The organism is Martinezella rhizogenes (assembly GCF_007002745.1).
GTDB lineage: Bacteria > Pseudomonadota > Alphaproteobacteria > Rhizobiales > Rhizobiaceae > Agrobacterium > Agrobacterium cucumeris.
Genome location: NZ_SGNY01000002.1, coordinates 590,829 through 602,985, shown reverse-complemented (window position 1 = coordinate 602,985; position 12,157 = coordinate 590,829). Strand labels below are relative to the sequence as shown.

Genomic DNA, 12,157 nt, shown 5'->3' with positions numbered 1-12,157 from the left:
CCCGGTTTTAGAATTTCTGGGTCAGAGAGATTTTGAAGGTGCGTCCGGCTTCGGAATAGAAATCAACCGGCTGGTTGACGGTGCTGGCGGTGTTGGGGTTGATGTCGCGGACACCGACGGCATTCCAATACTTCCTGTCGAACAGGTTGTAGATGCCGGCCTGAATACGCAGGCCCTTCGTCTGTTCAGGCTCCCACCAGCCACTCAGGTTGAAGACGCCGTAACCGGGGGCATCGAAGGTGTTGGCCACCTTGTCGTCACGCATGCCGGATGAGAAGACGCCCGTGAATTCCGTGCCCCAGGTTTCCTGCTCGTAGCCGACGCCGAGGACGGATTTGAACGGCGCAACCGTGCGAATGAACTCATTCGTGTCGGTGTCTTTGCCATAGGCGTAAGCAAGCGAGGCGTGGGCGAAGAAGCCGTTTGCGAGCTCCTTGCGCACCTTGGCTTCCACACCGGAGATTTCGACATTGTTGCGGTTGCGATAGGTGAACAGGCTTCCCGGCGACCCTCTGAAGGAGAAGAGGTTGGTGGTCGTCGTATATTGCTCGATGAAATTCTTGTACTTGTTGTGGAACAGCGTCAGGCTTCCGGCAAGATCGCCGGAGGCGTAGTTCGCGCCGATTTCGAAACCATTGCTCGTTTCTGGCTTCAGTTCGGAATTGCCGATAACGGCATATCCGCCCGAAGTGATGTTCGAGAAGTTCAGATAAAGCTCGTTAATGGTCGGTGCACGGTAAGCCATGGACCATTGTGCGAAAAGCTGCACCTCGGGGGTGAGGTCATAGGTCGCGAGCAGTTTTGGCGAGAAACGCGAGCCGCTGTTGCCACTCGGCAGACCGAAGGTTCTGTAGCCGCTGTTGCTGGATACCGAACCATCCGGATCGTAATCATAGGAATCGAAGCGCAAACCGGGGGTAAGGCGGAAGCCATTGCCGAAGGCGATTTCGTCATCGAGATAAAGACCGAGACTCTTGCCGCTCACGTCAGGCATGTCGGACTGCGACGAAGACGTCACTCCGGCCGTATTGGCGTAAAGCTCCTGGCTGAAATCGGTCGTCATGGCGTTGCCGCCGAAACGGACCGTGTGCTGCACGCCGCCGAGTTCGAAGCCGGATTCAAGGCCGCCGACGATACCAAATGCGCTGTTGCGCATGCTGTCTTCGCGAATATAGAGCGAATTGTTGGTCAGTCGGTCGCCAGCACCGGATTCCTTGGAGAGGCGCGTCCAGTAAAGCGACAGATTGGCGGCATCGATCAGGCCGTCGGTCGAAGGTGCTTCGTATTCGTAGTCGAGAGATACGCGATCTCGCTCCGTATTCTCATAGCCGCGGTAGTCGCCGATCCGATAGCTCGATCCCGTGCCCGTTATGCTGACGCCCTGCAGGGTTTTCATGTCGCTGCGGTTTCTCAGCGAGTAACGCTCTGCTGTCAGGCCGATGCGATGGCCGCCTTCAAGATCCTGACGGATCTTGAACATCAGGTTGCTTTCATAGGTATCGGCGGGGTTGGGCTTGGTGCGGCGCAATCCGTAGATATCGTCCGTGCCCTTGTTATCCGTCTCGTTACCACGCTTGTAGGAGCCCTGGAAGAGAACAGAGGTGTTCTCGATCTTCTTGGCAACGGCAAGCGAGCCGCCGACGCTTCTGTCCTCACTGTCATAGGTGGTTTTGGCAACGCCGCCCCAATCCTTGCCTTCGCCGATCAGGTCTTCCGGCTCGAGTGTGCGCAGCACGAGCGCACCACCGAGAGCGCCGGAGCCGATACGGCTGGAGTCGGCGCCGCGCACCACATCAACCGTCGAAAGCGATGAGAAATCAAAGCTCGAATTCGTATTGCTTAACGTGGTGGTGGCCTGACCCTGGCGAGCGAAGTTTTCAAAGAAGGGGACGGGGATATTGTCGATCAGTGTCACGACGCGTGCGCCGCCGAGGCCGCGAATGAACAGGCCACCAGGCTTGCCGGGCTTGGCTTCGATGAAATCGACGCCTGGCTCGGTGGTGTTTCCAAGATTCTTGATGCTGCCGATATCCTTCTTGCGAATCTCTTCCGCCGTCGTCTGGCTTGCCAGCGGCGTATCGGCAGCGGCGTTGGCGCTTTTAACGCGCTTGCCCTTGACCACGATCTTTTCAAGCGTCGTCGTGCCGTTCGCCTGCGAAGCGGCATCCTGCGCCCGTGCAGGGCCGGCAAGCGGCAGAAGAGACATGGCAGTGCACAGAAGCAGCGCGGAATGTGTGCGCGAGATGGACATTAGTACCCCCGGTATGCGCGCGGATAAACACGGCGCGCGAAAACGCGCCGCACTTGTGCGCGGCTGAAAATGTTCTGAATTGTTACGGGCGAGCCGATAGGTGAGGACTAGAAAACATGATGATAACTGTCAACATATTATATATGACTTTTCGCATCATGTTTTAAAGCATAACGGTATGTTGCAGAAATGTTACGAGCTGTCGTGGCGTCTTCCAGCCGCTGAATGCGGCAAAAACGCCATGGTGCCGCCAAAGTCCCGACATTGCCGCTTGCTAGGATATTCGCAGCCAGTTTACATGGCGAAAGAAAGCATGCTCCAACAGTAAACAGATTATTATCGGATACGGAAATGAAGTCTCTTGAACTGCTCGTCGAGCGGATCATCCTCTCCAGCCGCTGGCTGCTCGTCGTTTTTTATCTCGGGCTTGTCGCGGCGCTGGCGGTTTATGCGTTTTCCTTCGCGCTCAAATTCCTGAAGGTTGCAAAAAACGTCTTTATTTATGACGAGTCGGATATGATCCTCGCCATGCTTGGGTTGATCGATGCGGCGCTGGTCGCCAGCCTGATCGTCATGGTGATGATTTCCGGTTACGAGAATTTCGTCAGCCGCTTCGACAATGCGGATGACGAGGTTTCGTTTCTTGGCAAGCTCGATGCCGGCAGTCTGAAGATCAAGGTCGCATCGTCGATCGTGGCGATTTCGTCCATCCATCTGCTGCAGATATTCCTCAACGCCAACCAATATTCGGACAGCAAGCTGATGTGGTTCACCATCATTCATCTGGCTTTTGTCGTCTCGGCGGTTATGCTCGGTTTTCTGGAAAAACTGATGGCCAAGCCAAAGGGCAAGTCCGAAAAACCCGCGCTTTAATTCAGGTGGTCCGCCGGTCATGAAGGTCGCAACCGTCTTCGCCTTTGCTGTCTGTTCCTCACATTGGGGCATTTTGCGCCCATCGGGTGGTGGTGGCTGAATGTCGAAAACGGAGCGCCAGGCCAGACTTTGCCGTGACCTGTCGGCCGCTGCCGACAGGCAGCAATGGCTGATGGCGCTGCTAGAGGTAATGCGCGCGTTCGGTTATGCGCATGTGACACTGATGAAATTACCCGGCGGCAGCAATGCCTATGCCTTGCCAACAGTTGTGGAAAGCAGCCTGCCGGTCTGGGTTGTGAATGCGATGACGGCGAATGGTGCGCTTGGCGAGTGTCCCGTTATCAAGCGTGGCGCCTCATCGATGATGCCGCAATACTGGTCGCTGGACGACGCGGATATTGCCTGCGGAACCCTGGCGGAAGCGGGGGCATCGCTCGGCAGCATCGGCATCACCTCCGGGCTCATGGTGCCGGTCAGCGGCATGAGCGGAAACCGGCATCTGATGAATTTTGCCGGCGATCGCGATGCCCTCTCACAGGCATCGCTGAATGAACTGGGCATGATCGTGCTGCATGCTCTGGAGGTCTATGACCGTCTTTGCCGCATCGGCTCCAAAAGCCCGTCACCCTTGACGAAACGGGAGCTCGATGTGGTGCGCTGGACCGCGCAGGGCAAGACCTCCGTGGAGATCGCCGAGCTTCTCTCCATCTCGGAGCACACCGTCAATACCTATATGAACAACGCCATGCGCAAGCTCGACTGCGTCAACCGCACGCAACTGGTGGCAAAGACCATACGTCAGCGCCTGATAGATTGAGCCGGCCGCAAAGGGCCGGCATCATTGTCAGCGGTCGAGAACGGAACGGAGCTCGACGAGGTTCGAGCGAACCCGCAGCACGTAAAATCCCATGGTGGCGAGATGCGAGGGCATGATCCAGCCGCTTTCCTCGCCGTTGGAAATGATCGCCGGCTGGATGCGCAGCGCCGCGCGGGTCTGCACCAGCGTGTCGTTCCACAGGTTGGTGAGGTTACGCTCGCGGATGACCTGCGCGAAGTCCGATCCGGCGGCCGAAAGCACGCCGTAATAACCGTAGAGCTGGCCATAGGCGAACCAGAAACGGTCGTCGGCGCGGGTGTCGAACCAGCCGCCATTATAGTTCTCCGAACGCTCGCGCAGAATTGCCGATGTGGAGCCGATATCGCCGGCAATGCGGTCGATGAACTGGATGAGGTTGTCGGCGCGGGTATCGAAAACCGCTTTGCAGGCGGTCAGTTCGCCGTTGAAAGCCTGGAAACTGCGGATGGCGGCGCGGTAGTAGCTGGGTGTCGGCGTCTTCGGACCGAAGGGATCAAGGCCGAAATACCAGGAATATTCGCTGAACTGCATGTTGCCACGCGCTTCCTGGAGATTGTTGTTGATACCAGAGGTGCCGCGCACGCGGCCGAGCGTATCCACCAGTTCCACCGAGGTGCGGCGCACGGCCTGGTTCACGCCACGCTGGAACGAAGCCTTGTTATCCAGAAACGGCGTGCTGTCCCAATCCATGCCGAAGAGGCCGAGACGGTAAAGCAGCATGGAGGAAATCCATGCGTTCTGGTTGACGTTGAAATCGGTGAGATCAGCGGCGGCATCGACGATGGCGGATCGCTGGCACACGGGTGCGGACGTGTTGGCGGCAGCGCCGGTGGCGCCGGCGGCTGCAGCCGGGGTGGCTGCCGGCAATTCCTGTCCGGGCGGCACGGTGCGTTCGGCCAGCTTGTAACGGGAAATGTAATCCGGGTCGAAATTGCTCCAGACCTGCGTCTGCCAGACGAAATATCCGTAGAAGCCGGCAAGCAGGATGAGAACCAGAGCGATCGGTCCCTTGATGATCCAGTTGCGGTCGCGATACCAGCCATGGGCGGCCATGAAGGGCCACAAAAGCCAGGCGACGACCATGCCGGCGGCCTTGCCGATGGCGCTGAAGGCTGCCTGAATCAATGCGGTGATCCGGTCGATCATGTCGTCATAGTCTCCTCTGCCCGTGGGGCTGGACGCCGGAAGAAAAATCCGCGGTTCAACCGGGCGCCCTTCGGTGCTTCGGAAAAACCACGGTCATTTACTGTCTTCCAGATATGTCCCGGTCAACCGGGATACAACATGATTGCGAAACTTTTCTCAACCTGCGGTCCGCGTCGGCCATTCCGGCATGCTCAGACTGCTTAACCGGATATTGCCGGCGCGGAGCCGCGGGGATATGCGGTTACAGGCCGAGTTTGGTGATCTCGGCATTCAGCCGGTCACGGGCTTTCTTCGGCAGCTTGCCGTTCTTGACAGCATCCAGATTGGCCGGCGGTGCGTCGCCAACGACAATGAGAGCGACCATGCCCATGCCCAGATGCGGTGTGCATTTGACGACATAAGCGCCTTCCTTGTCGACCGTCACCTTCACCGTCTCGTTCATCTTGCCCTTGAAGTCGGCGACGCCCTCGGGGATCATTTCCTTGACGGCTGCCGCATCATGGCCCTTGTCGACCGGAACGAAGGTGATGACGTCACCGACGGCGGCCTTGACGGTTGCCGGTTCGAAGACCATCGCCTGGCCGTCGCTGCCCTTGTTGAGCATCTTTACTTCGATTTCAGCCGAGAGGGCGGGAAAGGCGAAAAGGCCTGCGATGATGGCGAGGCTGGCGAATTTGGCAGTTTTGTTCTGCATAATTTTGCTCCTGAGAGAAAGCACATCCACGCGAATGTGTCGTCCTCGTCTTAGCGCAGGAGCAGGGCAGCCATCTTTGCGAAAAATCAAATGCGGCAACCGGACGCAGAGGCTTAGCCGCCCTTGATGGTCTCCACCCAATGGCGGCGGCAGAAGGAAACGTATTTTTCATTGCCGCCGACCTCGATCTGCGCGCCTTCCGTCACGACCTTTCCTTCATTGTCGAAACGGGCCACCATCGTCGCCTTGCGACCGCAATGGCAGATGGTGCGGATTTCGCGAAGCTCGTCGGCGATGGCGAGCAGTTCCTTCGAGGCGGGGAATAGCTTGCCCTGAAAATCCGTGCGCAGGCCATAGGTCATGACCGGAATATTCAGCCTGTCGGCAATGTTGGCCAGCTGCCAGACATGGTGTTCGGAGAGAAAGTTGGCTTCGTCGATGAAAACGCAGGCGACCGGCGCTTCGGCATTAAGGGCCGATACCTCGGCGAAGAGGTCGGTATTTTCATCGAAGGTCAGGGCGTCGGAGGACAGGCCGATGCGCGAGGCGACGCGACCGACGCCCGCCCGGTTGTCGAAGGCGGCCGTGAAGATCAGGGTGCGCATGCCGCGTTCCTGATAATTATAGGACGCCTGCAGCAGCATGGTCGATTTGCCGGCATTCATCGTCGAATAATTGAAATAGAGTTTTGCCATTATCCACTCCCGGAGCGCCTTTGCGTTCGTCAGACGCGTCGCAACCATGCTCCAATTTTCTGAATCGGCGCATCGCGCCTTGCAAAACCGATTCTCATTCCCGAGCCGATGCTGCAATCTGCGTCTTTTGACGGCGAAGAAGCGGGTTGAAAAGTGCGGAGATGGAAAAAACACAGATTTCCGCGGCCTGCCATTCTCGACATTACACGGTTGAAGGCCGACATTTTCACGGTTTTGTCGCAAACGGTGGGCCAAAGCACGCAAATGCACGCGAGTTGATTGTGGCCGGCAGATATTGATAATGGCAAGGGAACGAAAAAAAAGGGAGCAAACAATGTTTGCAAATAGAAGCCGCTGTCTGGCCCTGGCCGCAGCAATCTCCTCCATGACGTTCAGCGCGGCCGGTGCCGCCGAGCCGGCAAGTTGCGGTACGGTGCGTTTCTCAGATGTTGGCTGGACCGACATCACGGCCACAACGGCGACCGCCACCGTACTCCTGAAAAGCCTGGGTTATGAAACCGACGTCAAGCTTCTCTCCGTACCCGTTACCTATACATCCTTGAAAAACAAGGACATCGATGTCTTCCTCGGCAACTGGATGCCGACCATGGAAGGCGATATCGCGCCTTACCGCGAAGACAAATCTGTTGAGACGCTGCGTGAAAACCTGACGGGCGCCAAATACACGCTGGCGACTAACGCCAAGGGTGCCGAACTCGGTATCAAGGACTTCAAGGATATCGCCGCCCATAGCGCCGATCTCGGCGGCAAGATTTACGGCATCGAGCCGGGCAATGACGGCAATCGCCTGATCCTCGACATGGTGGCCAAGGATAGTTTCGGCCTGAAATCATTCGAGGTGGTGGAGTCTTCCGAACAGGGCATGCTGTCGCAGGTTGCCCGTGCGGAAAAATCCGGCGAGCCGATCGTCTTCCTCGGCTGGGAACCGCACCCGATGAATGCGAATTTCAAGCTGACCTACCTGACCGGTGGCGACGAGGTCTTCGGCCCCAATCTCGGGGGCGCGACGATCCATACCAATGTGCGCAAGGGTTATGTCGAGGAGTGCCCGAATGTCGGCGCGTTTCTGAAGAACCTGCAATTTTCCCTGCCCATGGAAAACGAGATCATGGGCAAGATCCTGAATGACGGCCTTGAGGGCGAAGCGGCAGCGACCGCCTGGCTGAAGGCCAATCCGGCAGCGATCGAGCCCTGGCTCGCAAACGTCAAGACCAGGGACGGTAGTGCCGACGCCTTGCCCGCCGCCAAGAAGGCACTGGGCCTTTAACGCAAGACTATGCATGACTGCGTCCGGCCTGTGCGACAGGCCGGATTGCAGCGGGAAATAACGATGCCCATGCATGACCTCAGCCGGCGAATTTTGCCGCATCGCAGGTCACGCGCCAGCACCGCGCCCGGCAGTCCCGCTGCCGGCCGTCGTTTCTGCATTTGTTCACGAAAGGTCTTTTCTTACCGTGGAATGGCTCAGCGCTCCTGAAAACCGCCTGCCTGTCGGCCGATATGCCAAGGAGGCCATCGATTGGCTGACCGGCAATCTCGCTTTTTTCTTCGATTGGCTTTCTTTCATCTTCCAAAGCGTCATCAACGCCCTGCTTTATGTCTTACAGGCGCCGCATCCGCTGATCATCGTCGCGATAGTGACGGCGCTTTCGGCCTGGACACGCCGGTCTGTCGGTATGCCGCTCTTCACGGCGCTCGGCCTGTTGCTCATCATCAATCTCGGTTACTGGAAAGCCACGACGGAAACGCTGGCGCTGGTGATGGCCGCGAGCGCCGTGTGCATGATCATCGGCATACCGCTCGGCATATTGGCGGCGCGGCGCAAATGGATTTATGCCGGCATGCGCCCGGTGCTGGACCTGATGCAGACCATCCCGACCTTCGTTTATCTTATCCCGGCGCTGGTGCTTTTCGGCCTCGGCATGGTTCCCGGGCTCATCGCCACCGTCATCTTCGCCATCCCGGCCCCCGTGCGGCTTACCCGCCTCGGCATCGTCTCGACGCCACCGGCGCTGGTGGAGGCGGCGGTCGCCTTCGGTGCGACGCCGTCCCAGGTTCTGCGCAAGGTGGAGCTTCCCTTCGCCGCGCCGCAGATCATGGCGGGCCTGACCCAGACGATCATGCTGTCACTGTCGATGGTGGTCATCTCCGCTCTCGTCGGCGCCAACGGGCTCGGCGTACCGGTGGTGCGCGCGCTCAACACCGTCAACATCTCCATGGGCTTCGAGGCAGGGCTGTGCATCGTCATACTGGCGATCGTTCTCGACCGGCTTTTCCGACTTCCCGGCGCGGAGGATGACCTATGAGCGACGCCATCATCTTCGGAAATGTCGATATCGTTTTCGGCGACCGGCCCGATGCCGCCCTGCCGATGATCGACAGAGGCAGTACCCGCGACGAGATCAATAACGAAACCGGGCTGGTGCTCGGTGTTGCCAATGCCTCGCTGTCGGTGAGTGAAGGCGAAATCCTTGTGCTCATGGGGCTTTCCGGATCCGGCAAATCGACGCTGCTTCGCGCCGTCAATGGTCTGGCGCCGGTGGTGCGCGGCAATGTCGGTGTGAAGACCAAGTCCGGTTATGTCGATCCCTATCGCTGCCCGGCGAAGGCGTTGCGCGACCTGCGCACGCACACGGTTTCCATGGTCTTCCAGCAATTCGGCCTTCTGCCCTGGCGCAATGTGGCCGACAATGTCGGTTTCGGGCTCGAGCTTTCCGGCGTACCGGAAGCAGAGCGCAAACGCATGGTGGCCGAGCAGCTGGAACTGGTGAACCTCTCCGCCTGGGCCGACCGCAAGGTGGGAGAACTTTCCGGCGGCATGCAGCAGCGCGTGGGGCTGGCCCGTGCCTTCGCCACCGGCGCGCCGATTCTCTTAATGGACGAGCCGTTTTCGGCGCTCGATCCGCTGATCAGGAGCCGTTTGCAGGATGAGCTTCTGGAATTCCAGAGCCGGCTGAAGAAGACCATTCTCTTCGTCAGTCACGATCTGGACGAAGCATTCCGCATCGGCAATCGCATCGCCATGATGGAAGGCGGACGTATCATCCAGTGCGGTACGCCGCAGCAGATCGTCAAGCAGCCGGCCACGCAATATGTCGCTGACTTCGTGCAGAACATGAACCCGATCTCGATGCTCACCGCCGCCGACGTGATGAAGCCCGGTGTCGACGAGCGAAACGGGCGACTGACCGTGGCCGCCACCGCGCTTGCGTCATCGCCGCTGATCGACATTCTCGATGCGCTTGCGAAGCATTCGGGCGCGATCGGTGTCGTCGACAATGGCGCGATCATAGGCACAATCTCCGCCGACGAGATCGTGACCGGGCTGACCCGGCATCGCAAAAAATAATATTCCCCCGCGGTGAAAAAGCAAAAAAGGGCCTTCCGTGATGGAGGGCCCTTTATGCTTTTAAAGCGGGCCTGCGGCGCAAGTTATACCTTCCCACGGTAGCAAAGAATATTTTTGGTATCATAAGTTATGCATGAAAATAATTACTAATAAAAATCATATTGCAAATTTCGAGAAAATTGCGCAAAGTTAATCTAGATTCTGTAGGCCGTTGCTAAATTTAAGGTGGTATAAGATTGCAGCCTCAAAACCGGGCACTGGTCGTCAAGATTTATACGCTCAAATTTTGATCGTTTACTGCTTATAAATACTACTGCTAATACATAAGGTTATTGCTAAATTGATAAAAATCAGGCAAAAAGATTATAATTTAGTCGCGATGTCTTAAGTAAATAAATGGTCAAGAATAGTCTTTGAAAGGGACACGATATAAGCAAGATTTAGGTATATACAACGTATCCGCCGAATTATAAAAACTTCTTTTGGAACACCTATTATAGCCACCATGACGGTCTTTCCGACTGTCATCAGGAGACTTGAGCGTATGGATAACCAATCTCTGTCGGAACATAGCATCGCCGCTGCAGACTTGCTCTCAGCGATGGCGAATCCCAAGCGCCTGATGATCTTATGCACGCTGGTGGATACGGAAGTGCCGGTCGGTGTTCTCGCTTCGCAGGTTGGCCTCAGCCAGTCCGCTCTTTCGCAGCATCTTTCCAAATTGCGTGCGCAACGGCTGGTCAAGACACGACGGGATGCGCAGACCATCTATTATTCCAGCAACTCCGAATCCGTCAAAAAAATCCTCGCCTCCCTCGAGGAAATTTATTGCCAGGTGCAGAAGAGCAGCAGCAAGACCGCCGCTTGATCCCACGGCCATTTTCAGGCCTTCGCGGCAACATATCCGTTGAAACCGGCGCACGACGCCGGTTTTTCGTTTTCAGGTCCTGCGTCTGGATCGGAGGGCCATCAGGCTTAAGAGGTGTACCTCTCACACCGGCGGGTCTTATGGGGATAGCGCCGCCTGCATCTGTTGTTTGAGGCGGCTTGACGCTGCCGCATATCCGCCGTCCGCACCGTCCACGAAATGCATGTGATCCCGCGAAAGCGGCGAGGGCACGATACAGGTCATCAGGGCGGCCTCCTGTTCGTGCAGGCCAAAATAACAGGTTCCAGACAGGCGGGCCTGTTCCAGACGGGCATGGATTTTTTCGAGCCGCGCGGCGTCTATGTCCACCGTCATCTTCAGGCCGTCATCGAATTTCCTGAAATCGGTGTTGCTGGCCACCGAGCGTCGGTAACGCTCCGCATTGAACCGCCCGAGCGACACCCCGGTCAGGCCGAGAAGATTGACGAGCAGGCTTTCGCCGAGGATGCGCAGCGAACGGCGCTTCTGCCCCCAGCCATCGTGATAGGCAGCGCCAGCCTTTGCTTCGAGACCGAGGCCTTCTCCGACAAAACCGAGTTTCGGTCCATCCTCCGGCACGGGGTGGCCATGTCTGGCATCCTGGGCGGCCAGATCAACGAGATCGACGACCAGTTGCCGGAAGGCGGGCATATCCTGCGACGGTCCCGGCACGGCGATGATCGACACCACCTTGCCATGGGTGGCCGGAATGGGGTTCCAGCGGCATGAGAGGCCCGTGAGATCCGGCCGCTCACCCGCTGCGGCGGCTGGCAGGGTATATTGCCCGGCCTTCATCTGCGCTTCCGCCCAGCTGTTGCCGCCGCCCGAAAACATTGCATAGGAAACATCTTGGCTTGCCTGAAAGCGTGCGACCCTGACATCGAAGCCGTTTGTGCGGATGTCTTCGATCGGCACCAGGGCAACCCGCATCGAAAGGTCAAGGTCGTCCTTCACCCAGCGCTGAACGTTCGAAAGGGCGATGCCCGCAAGCGGCATTCCATTTGCCGGCACGGCGACGGCGGCGCCATCGCCACCAAAGACGAATGGCAGGTCATGGCGGCCAAGACTGTTCGAGACGCCTGATATGACCGCCGCGCCAGCCATGTTGACGGACTTGTACCTGCCGGCACCGATCGCGGCCGTCGAATCGACGATATCGGCGATGGCCAGGCCCCATCCCGGCGGCAGGGCGCGGTAAAGCGCCGGGTCTGCCACGTCCTCAAAATGCCGGAAGACGGGAAGGCCCGTCAGAAATGCGTCATCTGCTGCGATCATGCCGGTATTATCCACTTCTGGCAGCCAAACGCCAAGGGTTTACGAAGGGTCGATTATAGGTTCTGATAGCGCAATCATGACGGGCGGGGC

At 57.9% G+C, this 12,157-nt stretch carries 11 protein-coding genes; 6 read left to right on the top strand and 5 right to left on the bottom strand.

Annotation, left to right across the window (positions count from 1 at the left end):
* Positions 1-7: 7 nt before the first annotated feature.
* Entirely contained in the window at positions 8-2,251 is a 2,244-nt protein-coding gene (locus EXN68_RS08565) for a TonB-dependent hemoglobin/transferrin/lactoferrin family receptor (RefSeq protein WP_142840421.1), read from the bottom strand.
* A 351-nt stretch (positions 2,252-2,602) separates the two neighbouring features.
* Here EXN68_RS08565 and EXN68_RS08560 point away from each other — a divergent pair, with 351 nt between their 5' ends.
* Positions 2,603-3,124, top strand: a complete 522-nt coding sequence (locus EXN68_RS08560; RefSeq protein WP_142840420.1) for a TIGR00645 family protein — start codon at positions 2,603-2,605, stop codon at positions 3,122-3,124.
* A gap of 100 nt (positions 3,125-3,224) precedes the next feature.
* Entirely contained in the window at positions 3,225-3,941 is a 717-nt protein-coding gene (locus EXN68_RS08555; protein ID WP_142840419.1) for a helix-turn-helix transcriptional regulator, read from the top strand.
* Between the two features lie 27 nt (positions 3,942-3,968).
* Here EXN68_RS08555 and EXN68_RS08550 read toward each other — a convergent pair whose 3' ends face one another.
* The 3 genes from EXN68_RS08550 to EXN68_RS08540 form a co-directional block, all read right to left on the bottom strand.
* Complete coding sequence (locus EXN68_RS08550) at positions 3,969-5,126, bottom strand: DUF2333 family protein (protein WP_142840418.1); 1,158 nt, start codon at positions 5,124-5,126, stop codon at positions 3,969-3,971.
* Between the two features lie 241 nt (positions 5,127-5,367).
* Positions 5,368-5,820: a pseudoazurin gene (locus EXN68_RS08545; protein ID WP_065113916.1), complete on the bottom strand. Its 453-nt coding sequence runs from the start codon at positions 5,818-5,820 to the stop codon at positions 5,368-5,370.
* 113 nt (positions 5,821-5,933) lie between these two features.
* Positions 5,934-6,515, bottom strand: coding sequence for a thymidine kinase (locus tag EXN68_RS08540; RefSeq protein WP_142840417.1), 582 nt, complete (start codon positions 6,513-6,515; stop codon positions 5,934-5,936).
* Between the two features lie 385 nt (positions 6,516-6,900).
* On the opposite strand from EXN68_RS08540, the gene EXN68_RS08535 reads away from it, so the two are divergent.
* From EXN68_RS08535 to EXN68_RS08515, 4 genes are all read left to right on the top strand, one after another.
* Positions 6,901-7,803 (top strand): choline ABC transporter substrate-binding protein, encoded by a 903-nt coding sequence (locus EXN68_RS08535; protein WP_404944520.1) that lies wholly within the window; start codon positions 6,901-6,903, stop codon positions 7,801-7,803.
* A gap of 187 nt (positions 7,804-7,990) precedes the next feature.
* Positions 7,991-8,842, top strand: a complete 852-nt coding sequence (gene choW / locus EXN68_RS08530; RefSeq protein ID WP_142840687.1) for a choline ABC transporter permease subunit — start codon at positions 7,991-7,993, stop codon at positions 8,840-8,842.
* Positions 8,839-9,885: a choline ABC transporter ATP-binding protein gene (gene choV / locus EXN68_RS08525; RefSeq protein ID WP_142840415.1), complete on the top strand. Its 1,047-nt coding sequence runs from the start codon at positions 8,839-8,841 to the stop codon at positions 9,883-9,885. The genes choW and choV overlap by 4 nt, the downstream gene beginning before the upstream one ends.
* 544 nt (positions 9,886-10,429) lie before the next feature.
* On the top strand, positions 10,430-10,753 hold the full coding sequence (locus tag EXN68_RS08515; protein WP_046797913.1) for an ArsR/SmtB family transcription factor: 324 nt from the start codon (positions 10,430-10,432) through the stop codon (positions 10,751-10,753).
* 138 nt (positions 10,754-10,891) lie between these two features.
* Here EXN68_RS08515 and EXN68_RS08510 read toward each other — a convergent pair whose 3' ends face one another.
* Entirely contained in the window at positions 10,892-12,067 is a 1,176-nt protein-coding gene (locus EXN68_RS08510) for a DUF3095 domain-containing protein (RefSeq protein WP_142840414.1), read from the bottom strand.
* Between the last annotated feature and the right edge of the window lie 90 nt (positions 12,068-12,157).

What these genes read in the sequence shown, in the direction of transcription:
- EXN68_RS08565 (WP_142840421.1), bottom strand. Translation starts at nt 2,251, where the DNA reads ATGTCCATCTCGCGCACACATTCCGCGCTGCTTCTGTGCACTGCCATG.
- EXN68_RS08560 (WP_142840420.1), top strand. Translation starts at nt 2,603, where the DNA reads ATGAAGTCTCTTGAACTGCTCGTCGAGCGGATCATCCTCTCCAGCCGC.
- EXN68_RS08555 (WP_142840419.1), top strand. Translation starts at nt 3,225, where the DNA reads ATGTCGAAAACGGAGCGCCAGGCCAGACTTTGCCGTGACCTGTCGGCC.
- EXN68_RS08550 (WP_142840418.1), bottom strand. Translation starts at nt 5,126, where the DNA reads ATGATCGACCGGATCACCGCATTGATTCAGGCAGCCTTCAGCGCCATC.
- EXN68_RS08545 (WP_065113916.1), bottom strand. Translation starts at nt 5,820, where the DNA reads ATGCAGAACAAAACTGCCAAATTCGCCAGCCTCGCCATCATCGCAGGC.
- EXN68_RS08540 (WP_142840417.1), bottom strand. Translation starts at nt 6,515, where the DNA reads ATGGCAAAACTCTATTTCAATTATTCGACGATGAATGCCGGCAAATCG.
- EXN68_RS08535 (WP_404944520.1), top strand. Translation starts at nt 6,901, where the DNA reads ATGACGTTCAGCGCGGCCGGTGCCGCCGAGCCGGCAAGTTGCGGTACG.
- choV (WP_142840415.1), top strand. Translation starts at nt 8,839, where the DNA reads ATGAGCGACGCCATCATCTTCGGAAATGTCGATATCGTTTTCGGCGAC.
- EXN68_RS08515 (WP_046797913.1), top strand. Translation starts at nt 10,430, where the DNA reads ATGGATAACCAATCTCTGTCGGAACATAGCATCGCCGCTGCAGACTTG.
- EXN68_RS08510 (WP_142840414.1), bottom strand. Translation starts at nt 12,067, where the DNA reads ATGATCGCAGCAGATGACGCATTTCTGACGGGCCTTCCCGTCTTCCGG.